At 57.9% G+C, this 20,839-nt stretch carries 18 protein-coding genes; 10 read left to right on the top strand and 8 right to left on the bottom strand.

Annotated elements, in window-relative coordinates; all coding sequences use genetic code 11:
* Positions 1 to 229: 229 nt before the first annotated feature.
* The 5 genes from H1Y61_RS18855 to H1Y61_RS18835 all read left to right on the top strand — a co-directional run bounded on the left by H1Y61_RS18855 (position 230) and on the right by H1Y61_RS18835 (position 4,927).
* Positions 230 to 1,447: an ABC transporter substrate-binding protein gene (locus H1Y61_RS18855; protein WP_235680938.1), complete on the top strand. Its 1,218-nt coding sequence runs from the start codon at positions 230 to 232 to the stop codon at positions 1,445 to 1,447.
* Positions 1,448 to 1,618: 171 nt separating this feature from the next.
* Positions 1,619 to 2,476 (top strand): branched-chain amino acid ABC transporter permease, encoded by an 858-nt coding sequence (locus H1Y61_RS18850; protein ID WP_174112463.1) that lies wholly within the window; start codon positions 1,619 to 1,621, stop codon positions 2,474 to 2,476.
* An 8-nt stretch (positions 2,477 to 2,484) separates the two neighbouring features.
* On the top strand, positions 2,485 to 3,483 hold the full coding sequence (locus tag H1Y61_RS18845; RefSeq protein WP_180575208.1) for a branched-chain amino acid ABC transporter permease: 999 nt from the start codon (positions 2,485 to 2,487) through the stop codon (positions 3,481 to 3,483).
* Positions 3,480 to 4,223, top strand: a complete 744-nt coding sequence (locus H1Y61_RS18840) for an ABC transporter ATP-binding protein (protein WP_180575039.1) — start codon at positions 3,480 to 3,482, stop codon at positions 4,221 to 4,223. The genes H1Y61_RS18845 and H1Y61_RS18840 overlap by 4 nt, the downstream gene beginning before the upstream one ends.
* Entirely contained in the window at positions 4,220 to 4,927 is a 708-nt protein-coding gene (locus H1Y61_RS18835; protein ID WP_180575038.1) for an ABC transporter ATP-binding protein, read from the top strand. Before H1Y61_RS18840 ends, H1Y61_RS18835 begins: the two co-directional genes overlap by 4 nt.
* A 119-nt stretch (positions 4,928 to 5,046) precedes the next feature.
* On the opposite strand, the gene H1Y61_RS18830 is transcribed toward H1Y61_RS18835, so the two are convergent.
* Positions 5,047 to 6,945, bottom strand: a complete 1,899-nt coding sequence (locus H1Y61_RS18830) for a sugar phosphate isomerase/epimerase and 4-hydroxyphenylpyruvate domain-containing protein (RefSeq protein ID WP_180575207.1) — start codon at positions 6,943 to 6,945, stop codon at positions 5,047 to 5,049.
* 149 nt (positions 6,946 to 7,094) lie between these two features.
* Between H1Y61_RS18830 and H1Y61_RS18825 the strand changes: the two genes are divergently transcribed.
* Positions 7,095 to 7,817 (top strand): TetR family transcriptional regulator, encoded by a 723-nt coding sequence (locus tag H1Y61_RS18825; protein WP_409364003.1) that lies wholly within the window; start codon positions 7,095 to 7,097, stop codon positions 7,815 to 7,817.
* On the opposite strand, the gene aroQ is transcribed toward H1Y61_RS18825, so the two are convergent.
* From aroQ to treZ, 7 genes are all read right to left on the bottom strand, one after another.
* Positions 7,792 to 8,235: a type II 3-dehydroquinate dehydratase gene (aroQ, locus tag H1Y61_RS18820; RefSeq protein ID WP_012653816.1), complete on the bottom strand. Its 444-nt coding sequence runs from the start codon at positions 8,233 to 8,235 to the stop codon at positions 7,792 to 7,794. The genes H1Y61_RS18825 and aroQ overlap by 26 nt on opposite strands.
* Entirely contained in the window at positions 8,232 to 9,101 is an 870-nt protein-coding gene (locus tag H1Y61_RS18815; protein ID WP_180575036.1) for a shikimate dehydrogenase, read from the bottom strand. The genes aroQ and H1Y61_RS18815 overlap by 4 nt, the downstream gene beginning before the upstream one ends.
* 71 nt (positions 9,102 to 9,172) lie before the next feature.
* Positions 9,173 to 9,931 carry an amino acid ABC transporter ATP-binding protein gene (locus H1Y61_RS18810; RefSeq protein WP_071205889.1) on the bottom strand — a complete coding sequence of 253 codons (759 nt, stop codon included), beginning with the start codon at positions 9,929 to 9,931 and terminating at the stop codon, positions 9,173 to 9,175.
* 13 nt (positions 9,932 to 9,944) lie between these two features.
* Positions 9,945 to 10,784 carry a transporter substrate-binding domain-containing protein gene (locus H1Y61_RS18805; RefSeq protein WP_180575206.1) on the bottom strand — a complete coding sequence of 280 codons (840 nt, stop codon included), beginning with the start codon at positions 10,782 to 10,784 and terminating at the stop codon, positions 9,945 to 9,947.
* Between the two features lie 131 nt (positions 10,785 to 10,915).
* Positions 10,916 to 11,566, bottom strand: a complete 651-nt coding sequence (locus H1Y61_RS18800; RefSeq protein ID WP_180575035.1) for an amino acid ABC transporter permease — start codon at positions 11,564 to 11,566, stop codon at positions 10,916 to 10,918.
* Positions 11,567 to 11,576: 10 nt separating this feature from the next.
* Positions 11,577 to 12,245, bottom strand: a complete 669-nt coding sequence (locus H1Y61_RS18795; RefSeq protein ID WP_180575034.1) for an amino acid ABC transporter permease — start codon at positions 12,243 to 12,245, stop codon at positions 11,577 to 11,579.
* Positions 12,246 to 12,809: 564 nt separating this feature from the next.
* A complete protein-coding gene (treZ, locus tag H1Y61_RS18790) occupies positions 12,810 to 14,573 on the bottom strand; it encodes a malto-oligosyltrehalose trehalohydrolase (RefSeq protein ID WP_180575033.1) in 1,764 nt (587 codons plus the stop codon).
* Positions 14,574 to 14,761: 188 nt separating this feature from the next.
* On the opposite strand from treZ, the gene treY reads away from it, so the two are divergent.
* The 4 genes from treY to H1Y61_RS18770 all read left to right on the top strand — a co-directional run bounded on the left by treY (position 14,762) and on the right by H1Y61_RS18770 (position 20,818).
* On the top strand, positions 14,762 to 17,293 hold the full coding sequence (gene treY / locus H1Y61_RS18785; protein WP_180575032.1) for a malto-oligosyltrehalose synthase: 2,532 nt from the start codon (positions 14,762 to 14,764) through the stop codon (positions 17,291 to 17,293).
* A gap of 114 nt (positions 17,294 to 17,407) precedes the next feature.
* Positions 17,408 to 17,839 (top strand): OsmC family protein, encoded by a 432-nt coding sequence (locus tag H1Y61_RS18780; RefSeq protein WP_087729982.1) that lies wholly within the window; start codon positions 17,408 to 17,410, stop codon positions 17,837 to 17,839.
* Between the two features lie 202 nt (positions 17,840 to 18,041).
* On the top strand, positions 18,042 to 18,956 hold the full coding sequence (locus H1Y61_RS18775; protein WP_174112474.1) for an SHOCT domain-containing protein: 915 nt from the start codon (positions 18,042 to 18,044) through the stop codon (positions 18,954 to 18,956).
* 362 nt (positions 18,957 to 19,318) lie between these two features.
* The gene (locus H1Y61_RS18770; RefSeq protein ID WP_180575031.1) at positions 19,319 to 20,818 is read left to right on the top strand and encodes an FAD/NAD(P)-binding protein; all 1,500 of its coding nucleotides are present in this window, start codon (positions 19,319 to 19,321) and stop codon (positions 20,816 to 20,818) included.
* Positions 20,819 to 20,839: the final 21 nt, after the last annotated feature.

Raw genomic sequence — 20,839 nt, 5'->3', positions numbered from 1 at the left:
AGAAGTTCGCGGCGATAAGAAAAGACGACGCCCAAATCTGCAGGACATGCCTTGCCGTTATCAGCGCAGGGCTCGCGATCTAGCATCATCAGTTCATTGAACAATTTTGCCTTCGATCGGGTCTGTTTTCCGGATTTGTCGGCAGCGTCGTGCCTTTTGCGCTGTCGTTTTTCGAGGGCTAGCCAAAGGGGGAGGCACAATTGACGATCATTGGTGGAGGAGCACTATGATGACCGAACTGAAGTTTACACGCCGAGGTGCCCTTGGGTTGCTGGCTGCTGCGCCATTGGCCGGTTGGGCCGGGCAGGGACGAGCCGCCAGCCAGCCGATCAAAATCGGGCTGGTGCTGACCATGTCCGGTCCGTTCGCATCGAGCGGACAAATCATGGCCAATGCGGCGAAACTCTACCTGGAGACTGAGGGTAAGTCCGTGTTGGGGGATATTCCGGTCGAACTGGTCATCCGCGACGACGGCGGTGCCAATCCCGATGTGGCCAAACGACTGGTTCAAGAACTGGTGACGCGTGACAAGGTGCAATATCTTGGCGGCTTCCAGTGGACGCCCAACGCCAATGCTGTGGCTCCATTGTTGATGAAGGCCAAGATGCCCTGCGTCTTGTTCAATGCGGCAGGCGCTAATACCACACAGCTTGCGCCCTGGTATGTGCGCACGGCCTTTACCCATTGGCAGGTGAACCAGCCATTGGGCGAATGGGCGGCGGCCAAGCGCGGTTTCAAGCGAGCCTACCTGCTGACCACGGATTTTGCCCCTGGCCACGATGCAGAGGAAGCGTTTACGAAAGGCTTCACGTCCAAGGGAGGAAGCATTGTCGCCTCGGTGAAAATGCCGATCCAGAGCACAAATTTCGTCCCCTTTCTGCTCGCAGCCAAGCAGGAGAAGCCGGATGTGGTCTTTGCATTCCATCCCGGCGGTGTGCAAGCCTCTGCGTTCATGCGGGCCTATCAGGAAGCCGATCTGCGCGGCGCGGGCATTCAGTTGATTGGTCCGGGAGACCTGACAAGCGACGAGGAATTGCCGAATATCGGCGCAGCAGCACTCGGCGTCATCACCGCTGGCCAATATAGCATGGCCGGTGATCGCCCCGCCAATACCGCTTTTGTTGAGGCCTGGAAGAAAGCCTATACGTTCAATCCCGTCCGGCCCAATTATATGGCCGTCGGCGCTTATGATGGCATGCATCTGATCTGCTCAGCTATTGCCGCCACCAAGGGTGCTTCCGATGCCGCCGGTGCCATGGCCGCGATGAAGACCTTCAAAGCAGAGCAAAGCCCGCGTGGGCCAATTTCGATCGACCCCGAGACGCGCGACATTGTGCAGAATATCTACATCCGTGAAGTGCGCGAGAAGAACGGCGAGCTTGCCAATGTGGAACTCGAAACTATTCCAGACGTCAAAGACCCCTGGAAGGTTGAGCATCCTCTCTGATCTCCGGTCGCTCAGCACGTCCGGCTAGCGCTTGTCTGGGGAACTGGAACCCGTTTTCCCTAAAAGACAAATGAAAACAATGGAAACGAGAGTCCGTCTGGTTCGATTTGAACCTGACGGACTCTCGGAGTCATCCCGCAATATTGCCGGATGACAGGGAGGAGGCTTGTCATGACACTGGTGGAAGTTGCGTTCCAGTCGCTTGCCTATGCAAGCGTGCTTTACCTCATATCCGTCGGCCTGTCGGTAACCCTCGGTCTGATGGGTTTCGTCAATCTGGCGCACGGCGTTTTCGCCATGGCCGGTGGCTATATAGCGGCCACCGCCATCAGCGCCTGGGGCCTGCCCTGGCCGCTCATGTTGATCTGCGCTCCCCTTGTTGTTGCGCTCCTGGCGGCGGTGGCGGAAAAGCTGCTCTATGCCCGGCTTTACGGTCGGTCTGAGCTGGATCAGGTTCTCTTCTGCATCGGATTGATCTTCATCGTCGGTGCGCTGGCGCGGTTGTTTTTCGGGCCGTTGATGCGCCCCGTCGTCATTCCCGAGTTTCTGGCGCAAAATCTGACGGTGGGGCCTTTCTCATTCTATCTCTACAAGCTGGTGGTGATCGGTATCGGTATCATGACTGCCGCATTCATTCTGTTTGTGCTTGAGCGCAGCCGGATCGGCGCCATCATCCGGGCCTCCGTTGAAAACCGGGGCATGGCGGAATCGATCGGCATTCGCACCAAACATGTGTTCATGGCGACCTTCGCCTTTGGGGGCGCGCTCGCGGCCCTAGGCGGCATGCTGGGGGCGGATGTCTTCGGGCTCAATCCGTCCTATGCCTTTGATATTCTCGTCTATGTTCAAATCGTCGTGGCTGTCGCTGGCCTTGGCACGCTGCGGGGCTCTTTCGTCGCAGCACTTCTGGTCGGCACAGTCCAAACCGTTTCGGCCTATTATGTGCCAGCTTTCGGCACCGTCATGCTGTTTCTCCTGGTCTTCATTCTGCTGCTGGTCAGGCCGCGCGGATTGTTTGGAAGGGTATAAAGTTGAAAATGTCAGATCGCTCCACTTTTGTCTCTCCACCATCGACGTTTGCCGGCTTCTTGCGCCGCAAGCATGGGTTCAACCCGGCTGATGGCCTGATCGTCCTTGCGTTGGTGCTGGTGCCGTTGCTTGGCGATGATTATTACGCGCTCGGTTCGCAAATCCTGATCACCGTTATCTTCGCCTTGTCCCTCGATCTTCTGGTCGGCTATGCCGGGATCGTCACCCTAGGCCACGCCGCCTTTTTCGGGGTTGGCGCCTATGCCACCGGCATTGCCTCCAAATACGGTTGGGGTGAGCCATTGAGCGGCCTGTTGATCGGCGCAATGGCAGCCGGGCTGATGGGCGCGGTCGTTGGAGCCATTGTTTTACGCACGGCACGCTTCACCTTGCTGATGCTGACGCTTTGTACGGTGTTTCTGTTTGGCGAGATCGCCAACAAGGCGACCTGGCTGACCGGTGGCGTCGATGGCTTGGTGGGCATGGAGACCTGGCCGGTTTTCGGCCTTTACGAATTCGATCTGCTTGGCCAGGTCGGTTATTGGTTCTCGGCCCTGGTCTTTCTGCTTGTCTGGCTTGGGGTGCGCCGATTGGTGCATTCGCCTTTCGGGCAGTCGATCATGGCGATTCGCGACAATCCCGGTCGCGCCGCTGCCATCGGCATCGCGGTCCGGCCGCGCACCTTGCTGATCTTCGTCATTTCCTGCTTGCTGGCCGGGCTCGCCGGTGCCCTGCAAGCCCAGGTCAATCAATTCGTTGGCCTGAAGGATATGAGTTTCGAACTGTCGGCAACCATCCTGGTGATGTTGGCGCTTGGTGGCTCAGGGCGGCTTTACGGCGCGATTATTGGACCTGCTGTCTACCTCATCGCCCAGGACATCTTGTCGAAAGACAATCCTGTCATGTGGCAGCTCTGGCTGGGGATCATCCTCGTGGTGCTCGTTCTGTTCGCACCAGGGGGCATTACGCGGATTTTGGCTCAACTGCGCGGAAGGATCGGTCGATGAGCGCTTTGCAGCTTGAAAACCTTACCTTGCAATTCGGTGGACTGGTGGTCACCAATAATGTGTCGCTCGTGCTTGAGAAGGGTGCACGCCACGCATTGATCGGGCCAAACGGTGCTGGCAAGACGACGCTGATCAATCTCATCACCGGCAGGCTGACCCCACGCAAGGGGGCGATATTTCTCGATGGTATCGACCTCAAGGGCATGGCGCAGCACAAGCGCGTTGGGCTGGGATTGGTGCGCAATTTCCAGGTCACCAATCTGTTTACCTCCTTCACAGCCCTTGAAAATATCGCGCTTGCGATTGGCGAACGTGAAGGCTTTGGGTTTTCGATGGCAGGGCATCATGGCTTCCCGGCAAAAGTGGTCGCGGAAGCAGAAGAGATCGCCAGCCGTATGCGCCTTGCCAATGTCCCCCATGTTCCGGTCCGCGATCTGGCCTATGGCCAGCAGCGCCTCGTGGAACTGGCGGTCGCCATGGCCCTGCGCCCGAAAGTGCTGTTGCTGGATGAGCCTGCCGCTGGACTGCCTGCGGCGGATCATGAGGTGATCCTCACTATTCTCGATGAATTGCCAGCCGATGTTGCCGTCTTGCTGATCGAGCACGATATGCCGCTGGTTTTCCGCTTTGCACGGGACATCACGGTCTTGGCCGAGGGAACCATCATCGCGCGTGGCACGCCAGAGGAAATTCGCCATGACGCCAATGTCCGTGCCGCTTATCTGGGGAACCGTTCATGACCGCAGACCTGCTCGAAATCCGAAATGTCGTCAGCGGTTACGGCCCGACCCGCATTATCAATGGCATTGACCTGACCCTGCCCATGGGGGGTGGGCTCGCGCTGCTTGGGCGCAATGGCGCTGGCAAAACCACACTGCTCTGCACCATTGCCGGGCGCTTGCCGCTCAAGGAAGGCAGCATTCGTTTTAACTCTGCGGAAATCGGCGGGCTTTCTCCCAGCCAACGCTGCCGGCTTGGCATAGGCTTCGTGCCGCAGGAGCGGCAGATTTTTGCCACCTTGAGCGTCGAGGAAAACCTGCGCATCGCCGATCTTCGCCGAGGATGGACGATGGAGCGGGTCTACGATCTTTTTCCCCGTCTTGCAGAACGGCGGAAAAATGGTGGCAACCAGCTTTCCGGTGGAGAGCAGCAGATGTTGGCGATAGGCCGTGCGTTGATGAGCCAACCGACCTGCCTCCTGCTGGATGAACCTTTTGAGGGCTTAGCGCCGGTTATTGTCGATATGCTGCTTGAAGCGCTTATCAAGCTTCGCAAGGAAAGCGAAATGTCGATGATCATCGTTGAACAGCATGCGAAACTGGCGCTTGAAATCGCCGAACAGGGCATGGTTATCGAACGCGGCCAGGTCCGCGTCAGCGGTTCGCGTGAAAGCTTGCTCCAGGATTGGACCGAGATCGAGGATATGCTGGCCGTGACGCATTAAAGTTTGCCTTAGGAAAAGCGGGGCCTGATTTTCCCGAAAAGGCAAAAAAACAAGAGCAAAGACGATCTGTCCGGTTCAGATTGAGGCGAACAAATCGTCTGCGATGACGGCAGTCATTGTTATCTCGGAACGCCATCCGGGCGCAGTTGCCGTCTTTGTGCTGCTATACGGAACGGGGCGTTCATCGCACCATAACCACCATAGGCGCCGCGCCTCTCGACGATTTCGAAGAAAAAGCCCTCACCGAAGGTGCGGCTGTAGATCTGGAAATACTCGCCATTGTCGTCGCGGTCGTAAAGGATGCTGGCCGAACGTAGTGCATCGGCAAAATCCGGCTCCAGACCGAAGCGGGCTTCCAGATCGTCATAATAGTTGCGCGAGATGGTCAGCGCCTGGAAGCCGCAGGCTGAGAGTGCCTGCGCCGTCGCAAAGATATCGTCGGTCGCCAGGGCGATATGCTGGATGCTGGTGCCGAAGCCTTCTTCGAGAAACTTTCCGGCGACGGTTTTCCGGTTATCCGCGCCGTTCAACGTCACCCTGAAACGAGGATATGGCTTGCTTTCGATGGCCTGGCTGCGCACCAGCCCGCCCGGATCGACCACATCGACCATGGGCGTGCGCCGCGTGGCGAAGATCGAGCCGTAAAACAGCAGGCATGTCAGCATCTCGTCATAGCGGGTTGTCTGGGCGAGATGGTCGATACGGGTCAGGCGGGTATTTGCCGGAGCCTGATCGGCGTCTACGTCTTTGAATTCCTGTTTCCAGATGCCGGACAGGGCAGGCGTGTCATCAAGGAAATAAATGACGCCATTGCTCACGCCTTGAATGGCGGGCACGGGTACTTCGCCCGGTTTGCGTGGTTCGGAGAAGCTGGTTGCCCCCAACGCCGTGGCACGTTTCAAGGCGTCCTCTGCGTGCCCCACCTTCATGCCGAAGGCGTAGGCACTGGTTCCGTGGATTGCGTAGGACGCGCCGGCAAAACTGTTGTTCGTCGTATCGGTGTTGATGAGAATGCGGATGTCGCCCTGGGTGTAGAGGTCAAGATCCCTGTTGCGATGGGTCGCGGTTTTCGAAAAGCCGAGCGTCGCTAAGAATGCTGCCAGATCCTGTTTTTCCTCGACCGATGTCGCAAATTCCACGAATTCGACGCCCTGGGTTTCGACAGGGGCTGGCATGGCAGGGGCGCTGAGCCGGATATCGGGTTCGAGGCGTTGGACCTGGTCCATGAGGTAGACCAGCGAGCGGTGGCCGTCCTCGGCAATGGCTCGCGGTGATCCTCCTCGGAACTGGTCGTTGAAAATCTCCAGGGATAGCGGCCCGGTATAGCCTGTGGCTGCCACGGCGCGCATGAAATCGACCACCGGCAAATCGCCTTCGCAGGGCATATTGCGGAAATGGCGGCTCCAGTAGAGCAGATCCATGTCGAAAAGCGGCGCATCCGCCAGTTGGACGATGAAGATCTTGTCGCCGGGAATCGAACGGATCGAGTTTGGATCGATCTTGCGCGACAGGGTGTGAAAACTGTCGAGGATCAGGCCGACATTGGCATGGTTTGCCCGGCGGACGACTTCCCAGGCATCCCTGTGATCGTTGACGTGACGGCCCCAGGCGAGCGCCTCGTAGCCGACGCGGACGCCATGCTTTGCGGCGCGTTCGCCCAGTTCCTGGAAATCGGCGGCGGCCCGGTCGATGCCGCCCAGCGAGATTGGCGAGACATTTGAGCAGATCAGCATCAGGTCGGTGCCAAGCTCATCCATGATCTCGAATTTGCGCTCGGCCCGCTCGAAAGCGCGGGCGCGGTGCAGTTCCGGCATGCCTTCGAAATCGCGGAAGGGTTGGAACAGGGTGATGTCGAGGCCGTGGTCGGCGACCATTTTCGCCACATCCCGGGGCGAGGCGTCATAAGTCAGGAAGTCGTTTTCGAAAATTTCGACGCCGCTAAAGCCAGCCTTGGCAATGGCTGCCAGCTTTTCCGGAAATTCCCCACTGATCGATACGGTGGCAATCGATGTCCGCATGGTTACTGTCCCGGGGCGTGAATGGGTGCTGGCATGGGTGCTCGTCCGGTCGCTTTTGTCTGGGCTTGCCATATTGCTTCCTTTCCGGCTTTATGTACTGCTTGGTTAAGAAGTAGAGCCTGGCGCTGCGGCCTGGCGGCGGATGGATGATGAAACGGGACGCAACCACGCAAGACGGTAAAGAGGCTCGCCCGGCCAAAGGGGAGTCTGGCAAACGGGACCCGGCCAAACGGGATCCCGAAGGCGTTCGCCGCGACATTCTGTCGGTGGCGATGGACGAGTTTTCGCAAAACGGCCTGTCGGGTGCGCGGATTGATGAGATTGCCGCCAGAACCCGCACGTCCAAGCGGATGATCTACTATTATTTCGGAGACAAGGAAGGGCTTTACCAGCGCGTTCTGGAGGAAGCCTATGGCAAAGTGCGCGGCGGAGAAATGGACCTGGAGCTGGAAGGGCTCGATCCCATCGCCGCCCTCGACAAGCTCTGTCGGTTTACCTTCGACCATCACCGCCGCAACCCTGCCTTCATCCGTATGGTGATCATCGAGAATATTCATCACGGTCGCCATATGCAATTGTCCGAGACGATCAGGGGTCTCAACCAACCGGCAATCGAGGCCCTGCACGGCGTTTTGCGGCGCGGACAGGAGCAGGGACTGTTCCGGCAGGGCATCGACCCGCTTGAATTGCACTGGCAGATCAGCGCGCTGTCGTTTTTCAATGTGTCGAACGCGGCCAGCTTTTCCGTCATTTTCGGCAATGCGCTGTTCACGGCGGACGGCCAGGAGACCTTGTCGCGCCACGTGGCCGACATGGTGCTGCGCTATGTGCTGCGTGCCGAGCATATCAGCCCGATCGAGCAACGCGGCTGATAAGATGGCGCAATGCCATTTCATAGCCCTCGATGCCCAGTCCCGCGATGACGCCCTCCGCCCGTGTTGAAACGTAGGAGTGATGCCGGAACACCTCCCGCTTGTGGATGTTGGAAATATGCACTTCGATGACCGGTGCCTCAAAGGTGTTGAGGGCATCGAGGATCGCCACCGACGTATGGGTGAAGGCACCGGGATTGATGACGATTCCAGCCGCCTTGCCGCGTGCCTCGTGGACCCAGTCGATGATCTCGTATTCCCGGTTGCTCTGCGCGAAAAAGATCGAATGTCCTGCCGCCTCGGCAATCGCGCGGCAATTGTCCTCGACATCGACAAGGGTTTCGCGACCGTAAATCTCAGGCTGACGTTGGCCGAGAAGGTTGAGGTTTGGACCGTTCAGGATGAAAAACAGGCTCATGCGGCTGCCTCCGAAACACAAAGTTCAGTGAAATGGGCGCTCATCCGCTCGGCATCTGGCTCGTAGCCGCAGAACAGACGGAAAGCGCCGACTGCCTGAAACACGGCCATCCCGCCGCCGGGCAGTGTTTGGCAGCCCTTGTCGCGCGCCGTTGCGATCAGTTCGGTGACGAGTGGCATATAGACGATGTCGGCAACCCAATGGCGCGGCTCGATCAGATCCGCGGCGACCGGCAGTCCCGGATGAGCCGGCATGCCGACCGGGGTGGCATGAATAAGGCCATCGGCCTCGGCTAAGGACTGGCTTGGATCGGTGACAGCATTGGCGCGTCCCGCGTTGAATCTGTCATTGAGTGCCGCTGCCAGCCCTTCGGCTCTTGTCCGGTCCTGGTCGAAAATGTCCAACTGTTCGATCCCCAATTTCAGCGCGGCATGGGCAACGGCCACGCCTGCACCGCCTGCTCCGATCAGCAAGGCGCGCTTCAGCGCTGCATTCGGCAGGCCGCGCCGGAAGCTTTCGTAGAAGCCTGACCAGTCGGTATTATGGCCGATCCGCTTGCCATCTCGAAAGACCACCGTATTCACGGCGCCCAGCATCCGGGCATCTTCCGAGAGATCATCGAGAAAGGGAATGACCGCCTGTTTGAAGGGATGGGTGATATTGGTGCCAGCAAATCCGCGTGTCTGGCACTCGTCCAGCAGGTCAGGCAGTGCGCTTTCCGGCAGGTTGCGCACATGAATGTCGATCAATTCGTAGCGATAATCCAGCCCATGGGCCGCTCCTTCGCGCATATGCATGGCAGGGGATTTGGAGAGCTGGATATCGGTGCCGATCAGGCCGACGTGAAGAATGGGTTTTTCTGTCATGATTGCGTCCACTTGGGCGGTCTGGTGAAAGCTCTTACCTGCCTGTTACGTTATCTCTGCGGCAGTCCCGCTCAGTGATGGGCGAGAATTTCGCCCAGGAAGGTGCGGGTGCGCTGATGCTGCGGATTGCGGAAGAACTCTTCCGGTGGTCCTTCCTCGATGATCTGCGCGGAGGCCATGAAAACAACGCGATCTGCAACCTGACGGGCAAAGCCCATTTCATGGGTGACGCAGATCATCGTCATACCGTCGCGGGCAAGACCGATCATCGTATCCAGCACTTCCTTGACCATTTCAGGGTCAAGAGCCGAGGTGGGTTCATCGAACAGCATCGCCTTCGGTTCCATGCAAAGTGCGCGCGCAATAGCGACGCGTTGCTGCTGACCGCCGGAAAGCTGGGCGGGATATTTGTCGGCCTGATCCAGAATGTGAACGCGATCCAGATATTTGCGGGCGACCTCTTCGGCCTGTGGCTTCTGAAGCCCCTTCACCCGCATTGGGGCAAGGGTGCAGTTTTCCAGGATCGTCATATGCGGAAACAGGTTGAAGCTCTGGAACACCATGCCAACCTCGCGGCGTACTGCGTCGATGGTGCGGCTCGCGCTGGTGAGCGTGGTGCCTTCGACGGTGATCTTGCCCTCCTGGATTTCCTCCAGATGGTTTATGCAGCGGATCAATGTCGATTTTCCGGAGCCGGACGGCCCGCAAAGGACGATTTTTTCGCCTTTGCGGACTGTCAGGTTGATGTCTTTCAGCGCGTGGTAGGCTCCATACCACTTTCCAACGCCTTCAAGTGCGATCAGTGGAACCTGTGCGGTGGATTGTTGCATGGAAGCCTCTCCATCACTTCGCGGTGAACGGGATGTCCGGAAGCGAATCCGGGAATGCCGGAACATCGCGCTTCATCCACTTGGCGTAGATCTTTGCCAGTTGGCCATCGGCCTTGATCTTGTCGATGAAGCTGTTGATGCTTTCGTTCCAGTCCTTCTCGCCCGGACGCATGCCCGCGCCGTTATAGAGCGTGACGAGGTCGAACTTCGTTTCATACTTGCCCGCAGCGGCAGCGTTCAGCCGATCGCCATAGAACTGGTTGCCACCAACAGCCTCGACCTGACCTGAAACCAGAGCCTGGATGTTTGCTGCGTCATCATCGAAACGCAGGATGCTGGCCTTGCTGCCTGCGCCAGCGGTGATGGCGGTATCCATGGCACTGGATTTCGGCACGCCGACGGAAACGCCGGTCAGATCGTCATAGCTTCCGATCTTCTTGTCCTTCGGACCGTAGACCGACAGCACGTTGCCAGCATAGGGCTTGGAGAACTGGATGGTCTTGGCGCGGTCGGCAGTCATACCCATTGTTGCAAACAGGATATCGACCTTGCCGGTCATCAGGGCTGGAATGCGGTTTGCCACGGCCAGCGGCACGAATTCGGCCTTGACGCCGAGATAGTCTGCATAGGCCTTGCCGATATCGGCATCCAGACCGTCCTGCACGCCGCTGGAATTGACAAAGCCCCAAGGCGAATTGTCGCCCTGAATGCCGATCACCACTTTGCCTTTGGCCTTGGCCTGTTCCAGCGTCCCGGCGAAGGCCGTGGCGGGGGCGACGAGCGGCATGGCCGCCGCTGCCGCGATGAGGGCGAGCGCTGTGCGGCGCTTGATTGTCGTTGTCGTGGATTTCATCATTTGCTCCTCCTTACAAAGCTGATGAGAGTGGTGCTTGGCACCAAACTTGATGTCGTCTTTTGTTGTGCTTTCCTTGTTTTCGATTTTGTATTGAGGAAAGCCGGTTTCTACACGTCGTCTGGTAAATCTTACCGGGCGGCGGCTTGCAGCCGTTTCTCTTTTCTGGCGCCCCAGAGTGAAAGCGGCCAGCAAATCAGGAAATAGATGATGCCGACGATGGCAAAGACCGTCAGCGGCCGGAATGTCTGGTTGGAGACGATCTGCCCCGCCCGCGACAGTTCCACGAAGCCGACAATGGCGGCGAGCGAAGTCCCTTTGATCAATTGTACCAGAAACCCGATGGTGGCGGGCAGGGAGACTTTGAAAGCCTGCGGCAGCACCACGTCCTTCATGATCGATCCGTAATGCAGGCCGAGCGCCTTGGCGGCTTCCGTCTGTCCCTTGGGAACCGCCTGAATGCCGCCGCGCCAGATATCGCCCAGGAAGGCGCTGGCATGCAGCGTGAAGGCAATGGCGACGGCGATCCAGGCATCCACGTCCAGACCGAGCAACGCAACGCCGTAATAGACGACGAAGAGTTGCATCAGCAGCGGCGTGCCTTGGAAGACAGCGATATAGCCAGCGGTCGCCTTGCGCAGAGCTGCGTTCTCGGCCACCCGGGCCAAAGCGACGCAAAGACCGAAGAATCCGCCGCCGACAAAGCCGATGGCGGTCAATGCCAGCGTCCATTTCAAACCTTGCAGCAGGAAGAACAGTTCATTGGGTCCGATAGAAGCCATCGTCTTTGCCTCACTTTACCGGGTAACTGAAGAAAATGCGGGAAATGAGCGCAAAAGCCCCCATCATCAGCGAGGAAATCACCAGGTAAAGCAGGGTGATCGAGAAATAGACCTCGAAGGACCGGAACGTATCCGCTTCGATTTTCTGGGCAACGGACGTTAATTCGTAAGCTGCAATTGACGTACAGACCGAGGTTGTCAGCGTCAGCATGACGAACTGGCTGGTGAGCGAAGGGTAGACGGCGCGTAAAGCTGGCTTGAGAATGATGTGGCGCAGGATTTGCGCCCGGTGCAGGCCGAGCGCAAGACCCGCCTCCACTTGCCCCTTGCCAATGGAGTCCACACCGCCGCGAATGATCTCAATGGCATAGGCCCCGCCGTTCAGGCCGAGAGCGACAATTGCCGTGACGGTCGGGTTGAGCCGGACGCCGATTTGCGGAAGGGCGAAGAAGATGAAGAAGATCTGGACGAGGAAGGGCGTATTTCGGATCAGTTCGACAAAACCGATCGTGGCGCCCCTGAGGATACGCGAGGGTGACCGGCGCGCAACAACCCCGAAAATGCCAATGATGGTGGCAATGGACATGCCTGCGATGGCAAGACCAATGGTTGCGAGGCATGCCAGGATCAATTCCGGCAAACGCTCGATCACAACCGAAAAGTCGAGAGTGTAACCCATTTTCCCTCCCAGGCATTGTCTAAGCCCTGACTGACAAGGCTTTAAAGCTCCCCATGCAAGCCGATAAGGCGGGCACGTTCCCTTTATTTTCCGCGGGTCGTGGCGCTCTCTCCTCGCGCCCAACCTCCGTCGTTAATATGTTTGTACCAGTTAGTTCATACTTAGGCAATATGATTTGCAAAAGATCAATTGATGTTGATTCACTCTGTTTGGGTGTTTCAAGCGCGAAAGGAACTGCACCATTTCACGTCCGGCCTCGTCTTCATTCGACCTGAATTGGAGGTGGCCAGATTCGGTTCTGCCGCGTCGATGCGTTAAATTCATGTGGAGTGGGAAGCTGGTGAGAGAGGTGACTGTAACAATCCTTCTGTCCGCGCCATGTAATATAGATTGCGGACTTATATCATTGTGCAGAAAAGTGACGTCAGCACAGACTCTTTCTGTACTCGATACCTTCGTAAAGGAGATATTTATGCGATCAGGAGAGGTGGTTTCTTGAGATGCAGCGCCGGGTCCATATTTTTCCCGGCGCTGTAGTCCAGATAGGCATAGACACGCTTTGCCTCAGCGAGGCTCGATATGCCAAGCAACGGTCCAGGGACCGAGCTGGTTGTCTGGCTGGGGGCCGAAGGTGAAGAAGCATTCGCCGCTTGCCACTACAGGGGTTTTAACAGTCTCGGCAGACAGATTGGCGGTGAGTGTCAATTTCTGTTCACGGAACGTCCAGCGCACAGTTGTCACGGGTCCCTGACTGCTATGGCTGGCGACATGGCCGTACGTATCACGAAGCAGAGGAGTGATTTTCTGTTTACGCAACGCCAGCAATTCGCGGTAAAATTTCAAAATATCTGCGTCTTGCTGGTCTGGCTCCCATGACAGTTTGGCGCTGTTGAATGTTGTCTGTGCTGTTGGGTCGGATGCATCATCGGCATCGAAGCCGGGCAACCTTGACAATTCCTTGCGCCGTCCCTGCCTTACCGCTTCATTCAGCTCTTCGTTGAAATCGCAAAAGAACGGAAACGGGGTCTTGGCGCCCCATTCCTCTCCCATGAACAGCATGGGGATCTGCGGGGCCAGCAGATAAACCGCCGCCAGTGCTTTCAACGCCTCTGATGGTTGCGATGCGGCCATCCTGTCGCCCATGGCGCGATTGCCGATCTGGTCATGGTTCTGGATAAAGGAAATGAATGCGGTCGGTGGCAAGTGGGTGCTCGGCATGCCCCTTTCCTTCCCGCTATAGGGCATGTGCTCGCCTTGGTAGACAAAGCCCTCTGCCAGCGCCCGACCGAGCTTAGAGGTGTCGTCTGCGTAATCCTGATAATAGCCAAAATTTTCACCGGTGGCCGTGATGTGCAGGACATGGTGAATGTCGTCATTCCACTGCGCGGTGAAATGGATGGGCGCACCATTTTCATTACGTTCGAGCAGGGCTACATTGTTGTCTTCATTCTCGACGATCAGATGCACGGCGCGTCCGGGTGCGCAAGCGCGTGTCCGCCTGGCGATATCATGCAGGATATGGGGCTTGCGCTCGTCTTCTATGGCGTGAACCGCGTCGAAGCGCAGTCCGTCAACCCGAAACTCGTCCACCCAGTACATGGCATTGCGCACGACGAATTCACGCACGGCTTCCGACTGGTCGCCATCGTAATTGACACCCGGTCCCCAGGGCGTGATGTGCTTGTCGGTAAAGATTGGCGCATAGGCGGGCAGATAATTACCATCAGGACCGAAGTGATTATAGACCACATCGAGAAAGATGCAGATGCCGCGTGCATGGGCTTCGTCCACCAGCCGCTTCAGATCCTCAGGACGGCCATAGCTGCTATCGGGCGCATAGGGCAATACGCCGTCATAGCCCCAGTTCCAGCATCCTGGAAAGTCGCTGATTGGCATGAGTTGCAGCGCGGTCACGCCGAGGTTTTTCAGGTGGTCCAGACGTTCGATGATCGCTGTAAACGTCCCGGCGGGCGTAAAACTTCCAACGTGCAATTCATAGATGACGATCTCTTCCCAGGGTAGTCCCTGCCATTGGGTCTGCTGCCAGGCATAGGTGGGGTCGATGACCTCGCTTGGCCCATGCACATCGTCGGGCTGGAATCGTGAGGCGGGGTCAGGAACGGCAAGACCATCTGCCAGGATGAAATTATAACGGCATCCGGCCCCGACCCCAGACACTTCGGCGCTGTGCCACCCATTTTCACCGGCTGTCATGGGACAAGGCTCCTGTTCCTCGATCTTCAGCAGAACCTTTTCCTGAAGCGGCGCCCAAAGGCTGAAGATCGTGCCGTTGTCGGAAAGAACCGGGCCAAATGTCATGTCCTGCATCGTGTCTCCTGCGCATATCGATCCGTGATCGGGCAAACCGAGGCGTTAACTTCCAAAGTGCTCCGGTGTTCCGTCTTCCCGGTATTGGATGCTGCCTTTATCGGAATTCCCCCGCCATTATTGGTCGGTAGTGCGTGGAACCGATGGCGGCCAGCCGTGTTACTGCCAAACACCATCAAGAGGGCAGCATGACCATCCCAACAGCGACCTACCGCCTGCAATTTCGAAACGGCATTACATTCGATCATGCTATCGATCTGATTCCCCATTTGAAATCGATGAGCATCAGCCATCTCTATGCATCCCCGATCTTCACGGCCATCACGGGCTCCACCCACGGCTATGATGTGGTGGACGCCAACGAGATCGAACCGGTCATTGGCGGGAAAGCCGGTTTCGATCGGATGTGCGCGGCGCTTGCAAAGGCGGATATCGGTCTGATCCTCGATATCGTTCCCAACCATATGGCGGCTTCGGTTGAAAACGCCTGGTGGTACGACGTGCTGCGCAATGGCAGCCGTAGCGCCTATGCCGGGCATTTCGATATTGACTGGAGCCGGAAGCTGACGTTACCGGTGCTTGGCAAGACCCTTGAGGATGCGCTTGGCGATGGTGAGCTGACGATCATACGGGATGATAACGCTGACCGGTTTAGTCTTGCCTATTTCGAAACGCATATTCCCTTGAGTGACGAAAGCATTGAGCAGATGCTTGTCTCTGAAAAGACCGACCGGGCGACCTTGGCCGAGGTGCTCGCCTCGCCTGAAAAAATCAGGGCTTTACTCGATGCCCAGCATTGGCAGCTTCAACATTGGAAACAGGCCGCCGAAAGCCTGAGTTATCGCCGCTTTTTCGAAGTCACCGGCCTGGTGGGTGTCTGCGTGGAAAAACCGCAGGTGTTTGAAGACAGCCACCAGCTGATCCTCGATCTGGTGCGGTCAGGGCAGGTTCAAGGATTGCGGATCGATCATGTCGATGGGTTGGCCGATCCGGCTGGTTATCTCGACCGCCTGCGCGAGGCGGCGGGGCCGCAGACCTATATCACTGTCGAGAAAATTCTGGGGGCAGGCGAGGTGATTGCGTCGAGCTGGCCGGTGTCCGGCACGACGGGCTATGAGTTCATCACCGCCCTGTCGCAGCTCTACATCGATGGCGACGGGCTGGAGCGTCTTCAGCAGGCCTATAACGACACCGACGCAGGCGCTGCGGACTATGTCAAAGGCCTGCGGGATGCCAAGACCCGGATGGTTCAACGCAATTTCAAGGGTGAAGTCACCCGATTGGTGGCGCTGTCGCAATCGATTGGCACCGGCCACGGCGAAGACGAGTTGCGCAAGGCGATACAGGAATTGCTGATCGCTTTCCCAGTCTACCGGACTTATGGCTATCACGGTGGCCTTGATGCGCAGGACAAAATCGTCCTGGAACAGGTCGTTGCGCAGGCTCGGCTCTGGGGCGTGGACGAGGGAGCGCTTGGTGCTATCGAACGCCTGTTGCTCGGCGGGTTCGAGGCGGAGGCGGCAGATGAGTTCCGCACCCGTTTCCAGCAGTTGAGCGGTCCTGTCATGGCTAAGGCGTTGGAAGATACGCTGTTCTACCGCTACAACCGCCTGATTGCCGCAAACGAGGTTGGTGGTGAACCAGCCCATCCGCCGGGTGGTGTGAGCGCCTTCCACGCCGCTATGGCTGAGCGCTTGCAGACCCAGAAGCATGGTCTCACTGCAAGCTCGACCCATGATACCAAGCGTGGCGAGGATGCGCGCGCCCGTCTCTACACTCTGTCGGAAGGGGCGGATGCCTGGATCGACGGTGTGAGCCGCTGGCGCCAGATGCATCGCGGCAATCTCACCTCTTTACTAGACGGTCCCGCGCCCGATCCGAATGTGGAGTGGATGCTGTACCAGGCTTTGGCGGGGATCTGGCTCGCGCCGACCGAAGCTACCGATCCTGCCACGCTGACCGACCGCTTTCTGGCCTATACTGAAAAAGCGCTTCGGGAGGCCAAGGTGCGAACGGACTGGGCCGAGCCAAACGAGGCTTTCGAACAGGCGGTTCGGACCTATGCCGAACAGTTGGTGTCACCGGAAAACCGAAGCTTCCTGACGGATTTCAGTGATACGCTTCGGCCCTTCATGGCGGCGGGCGAGGTCAACAGTCTTTCCCAGACGCTGATCAAGCTCACGGCGCCGGGCGTGCCGGATATTTATCAGGGAACCGAGGGCAAAGACGACAGTCTGGTCGATCCGGACAATCGTCGCATCATCGATTATCATGCGCTGGCAGCCGAGCTGAGTGCGCCCGCAAATGAGCGCCCCGTCTCTTTCATTCAGCGCAAGCAAAGGCTGATCCGGGAGGTGCTTGCCCTTCGCAGCCGCCATGCCAGCCTGTTCGCTGACGGTGATTACGTGCCGTTGGAGGTCACTGGTCATGCCCGGGATAACGTCATCGCTTTCGCTCGGGTACAAGGCAATGATATCGCGTTGACCATCGCGCCAAGATTGGTGTTTGGCCGGATCGATCCTGAGACGGCAAGGGTTGCTGCGGCGTTCTGGGCGGATACCAGGATTGTTTGGCCTGAGAGCGTGCAGGGACCGTTGCACAATATTCTGTCGGGCCGGTCGTTCAATCGTGAACAGATGCTGGTGTCAGATCTGCTCGACGGCAAAGATATCGCCCTGCTGGTGACGCCTTCACTCACTGCAATCGACATTCAGGGATAGCGGAACCGATCTTGCGCCGGGGTGTTAACCCATCATCCCGGCCAATGGCCCGCTTATGAATGGAGCGGCGGAGTCCCATAGTTGGGCCTATTTGCATAGAACAAGGAGAATGCCATGAAGATCGAAAAATACGGTTCGGCCCAGTGGTCCGGTGGTTTGAAAGACGGAAAAGGCAAGGTTTCAACGCAGAGCGGCGCCTTGGATGCCTATCCTTACGGGTTCAACACCCGCTTTGAAGGCGTCACCGGCAGCAACCCGGAGGAGCTGATCGGTGCGGCCCACGCAGCCTGCTTTACCATGGCGTTGTCGATGATGCTGGGCGAGGCTGGACTGACCGCCGAAAGCCTCGAAACCAAAGCCAACGTGACCCTGGAAAAGCTGGAGGCCGGTTTTGCCATCACGGCCATCGAACTCGTCCTGAAGGGCAAGGTGCCCGGTGCCGATGAAGCCCGGTTTACGGATATTGCTAATCAGGCTAAGGCGGGATGCCCGGTTTCCAAGGCTCTGGCCGCCGTGCCAATCAGCCTCAGTGTTACCTTGGGATAACGACCAGCGTTACCTTGGGATAACCTGTTATCCTGGGTGGTCTAGGTCCGGTCTGGCTTGAATGCTAGGCCGGGCTTTTGCGCTTTTTTCAAGAGATGATATCGCCGTCCTTTAAAGCCCCTGTGATCACCGGCTGGCACGTGCTAGGCACACTCAGCAGCTTGACAATCACCGATCGCTGCCAACCGCGAGGGACGCCGTTATGCCGACACTGAGTGACGAGGGCCAAGCGCGTCTGAGCGACATTGCCACCCGCCATGGGGTGAGCTTCGGGGCGGTCGAACATTTGCTGATGGCGCTGATGGCTGGCAATGGCTATCAGGCTCAGTTCAACCACCCGGACCTCGGTGGCATGGGGCAATGGTCGCAAGGTGGCATGACCATGGTGGGCGATATGTTCAACAACGGGCTGAAGGCCCGGGTTGATAATCTTTGCTCGGATATCGCCACGTTGCTGCAAACCAGCGATCTGCACCGCCCTGCATCCGGCTATGCCTCATCCTCGCAATCACAGTCGCAGGGAAATGGCGGGTTCGGTAGCTTTTCGAGCGGCGTCAGTCTTTTCGTCCCCGGCAGTGTTTCGGCGGCAAACTGGTGGCCAGCCGATCTTGGCTTTCCGGCTTCGACCGGTGCCCAGAACAATTTGCGCTATGCGTTTTTCCCGTCAAGCCGCAGACTGGCAATCGATATTGGCGGGCGCACGACAGTCTATGATACCAGAGACCACCAGATCGGCGGATTTTCCCAGCAACAGGGCGGCGACCAGACGCTGAGCTTCACCTCCCAATACGGTTTGGTGCGGATATCAGAGCTTGAAGTCGTGTCTCCCGGTGCGGCTGCGCCCGTTACGAATGGGATAGGCGAGGCCACGACTGCGCCGGTCATGCCACCCGTCGCCACTGTTTTTGACGATCCAGAACCAGCGGGTGAGCCTTTTGCGTCGGAAATCCAGGCATTTTCGGCAGGGACTTCTCCCATGCCTCTAGCCGCTTCCCCGGCAGCCAGTGACGATGAGATCTTTGCCAAGATCGAGAAACTCGCCGCCCTGCATGGCCGAGGCATCCTGACCGACAAGGAATATCAGGACAAAAAGGCCGATCTTCTGTCGCGTCTCTGATCGCAGACGAAATCCGTTCTGCGCGTGATATGTGGTCTTTGGGGTGATAGGGTGGCCAAACGGGCGACCGCATAATGACGCCTGAATGGCAGGTGAGGGTTAGGAGCATCCGTTTACAATACGCTCCTGAGATGGTGTGTTGTTGAAAAAGCGCTGCATAAATAGGCGCTTAACACCTTCTTTTTTCCACAAGGACAGGTCGTGTTATCCTGGATGCAAATAGGTCCAGTGGACATCTTTCAATTTAAATCTATATATTTTATAGTCAATATGCAGTGGCAGGAGTCGAGGACTGGCAAATTCAACAGGCACTCAGGGCATGCCTGTATGGCTATCCTGAAGGCCGCTTGATGGAGGGCATCATGCTCCAGTTTATTTCAGGGGTTTCTCACTTGGGGGCGTACCAAGCGAAAAGCAGCATTTCGCCCGCCCGCAAGACAGTCGTTATTGTCGGTGGAGGGTTTGCCGGCGCGTCAGTAGCGCGGTTTCTGGCGGAGCGGCAGGACGAGGATCTGCAAATTCTGGTATTTGAGCCGAGAGCCACGCTGGGGGCCGGTCTTGCCTATGACACGGAAGATCCGGCACTTCGTCTCAATGTTGAAGCAAACCGGATGATAGCCGATGCTAGGGAGCCACTCGCCTTTGCCGAGTGGTTACGGCAATCTGGCGCGCTTGCGGACGATCCTGACGCGCAGGTCGAATGCACAGGCAGTGATGTCCCGCAGGTGTTTGCCCGCCGTGAAGCCTTCGGTCGTTTCATGGCGGAGCGGATGGCGCCTTATCTTGAAGAGGGTAGGATTCAGCACATCCGGGAGACGGTGGAAAGCGTGACCCGGATCGGGAGCCGCTGGTTGGTGACCGGCAATTTGGGTGCCTGGATCGAGGCCGATATCGTCGTCATGGCAGCCACCCACCCGGCTCCCAAGGCGCCGCGGGCATTGCAATCAGCCCTGCAAGGCCATCCACGCTTCCTTACCAATCCCGTCGCGGGCCAGAGCCTTTGCGGTGTCCGTGCGACGGATCGGGTTCTTGTCGTGGGCATGGGTCTGACGGCAGCGGATATTGTCGCCAGTTTGAGTGTCCGTGGCCATCGCGGCGAGATCACCGCCTTTTCAAGGCGCGGCATGTCGTCTCGCGGCCATACTCTTCAGCCCCAGGACTGGTCTTGTTCGTTCAGCGAGGATGATTGTGGCTCGGTAAGGTCGTTGTTACGAGCCGTGCGGCGCGCGGTGGCCGATGCGCAGGCCCATGGCGTGACCTGGCATGCGGTGACCGACGCCCTGCGTAAACAGGGTCAGACCATCTGGGCGCGGCTCAATGCGACGGAAAGAAAACGGCTGTTGCGCCACGCCCGCCGTCTTTGGGACGTGCATCGCTACCGGCTGCCACCCCAGGCACAAGCCATTTGGCAGCAGAGGTTGGCTGAAGGCAGTCTGACGCTTGCCTCAGGCCGGATGATCAAGATCGAGCGGGGTATCGAGACCATCGCTATTGATCTCGTGGTGGCCTCGACCGGGCTGGTGGAGCGGAAATTGTTCGACTGGGTGGTGCTGGCGACAGGTCCCGATCATGCCAGCGTCCTGAAATCGCAATCGATGTTGTTGACACTGGAAAGCACGGGCCACCTCCAGGCCGATGCTTATGGGCTGGGTATTGCCTGTGATGAGACCGGTCAGGCCATTGGTATTGATGGGCGACCGCAAGCGGATTTGTTTATTGCAGGCCCGCTGGCACGCGGTACGTTTGGTGAGCTTATGGGCGTTCCGGAAGTCTCCCGCCAGTCCGAACTGGTGGCAGATCGTATCGCCAATACCCTTATGATGAGCCGCAGTATGGTAAGCCATAGCGTCGAAGTGCGATAGCATTGTGTTGCCAGCCCGGTC

The organism is Agrobacterium vitis (genome assembly GCF_013426735.1).
GTDB classification, from domain to species: Bacteria; Pseudomonadota; Alphaproteobacteria; order Rhizobiales; family Rhizobiaceae; genus Allorhizobium; species Allorhizobium vitis_D.
This window is presented reverse-complemented; position numbering and strand designations above follow the sequence as displayed.

Coding starts and splice junctions, on each gene's coding strand:
- H1Y61_RS18855 (WP_235680938.1), top strand. CDS start 230: ATGACCGAACTGAAGTTTACACGCCGAGGTGCCCTTGGGTTGCTGGCT.
- H1Y61_RS18850 (WP_174112463.1), top strand. CDS start 1,619: ATGACACTGGTGGAAGTTGCGTTCCAGTCGCTTGCCTATGCAAGCGTG.
- H1Y61_RS18845 (WP_180575208.1), top strand. CDS start 2,485: ATGTCAGATCGCTCCACTTTTGTCTCTCCACCATCGACGTTTGCCGGC.
- H1Y61_RS18840 (WP_180575039.1), top strand. CDS start 3,480: ATGAGCGCTTTGCAGCTTGAAAACCTTACCTTGCAATTCGGTGGACTG.
- H1Y61_RS18835 (WP_180575038.1), top strand. CDS start 4,220: ATGACCGCAGACCTGCTCGAAATCCGAAATGTCGTCAGCGGTTACGGC.
- H1Y61_RS18830 (WP_180575207.1), bottom strand. CDS start 6,945: ATGCGGACATCGATTGCCACCGTATCGATCAGTGGGGAATTTCCGGAA.
- H1Y61_RS18825 (WP_409364003.1), top strand. CDS start 7,095: ATGAAACGGGACGCAACCACGCAAGACGGTAAAGAGGCTCGCCCGGCC.
- aroQ (WP_012653816.1), bottom strand. CDS start 8,235: ATGAGCCTGTTTTTCATCCTGAACGGTCCAAACCTCAACCTTCTCGGC.
- H1Y61_RS18815 (WP_180575036.1), bottom strand. CDS start 9,101: ATGACAGAAAAACCCATTCTTCACGTCGGCCTGATCGGCACCGATATC.
- H1Y61_RS18810 (WP_071205889.1), bottom strand. CDS start 9,931: ATGCAACAATCCACCGCACAGGTTCCACTGATCGCACTTGAAGGCGTT.
- H1Y61_RS18805 (WP_180575206.1), bottom strand. CDS start 10,784: ATGAAATCCACGACAACGACAATCAAGCGCCGCACAGCGCTCGCCCTC.
- H1Y61_RS18800 (WP_180575035.1), bottom strand. CDS start 11,566: ATGGCTTCTATCGGACCCAATGAACTGTTCTTCCTGCTGCAAGGTTTG.
- H1Y61_RS18795 (WP_180575034.1), bottom strand. CDS start 12,245: ATGGGTTACACTCTCGACTTTTCGGTTGTGATCGAGCGTTTGCCGGAA.
- treZ (WP_180575033.1), bottom strand. CDS start 14,573: ATGCAGGACATGACATTTGGCCCGGTTCTTTCCGACAACGGCACGATC.
- treY (WP_180575032.1), top strand. CDS start 14,762: ATGACCATCCCAACAGCGACCTACCGCCTGCAATTTCGAAACGGCATT.
- H1Y61_RS18780 (WP_087729982.1), top strand. CDS start 17,408: ATGAAGATCGAAAAATACGGTTCGGCCCAGTGGTCCGGTGGTTTGAAA.
- H1Y61_RS18775 (WP_174112474.1), top strand. CDS start 18,042: ATGCCGACACTGAGTGACGAGGGCCAAGCGCGTCTGAGCGACATTGCC.
- H1Y61_RS18770 (WP_180575031.1), top strand. CDS start 19,319: ATGCTCCAGTTTATTTCAGGGGTTTCTCACTTGGGGGCGTACCAAGCG.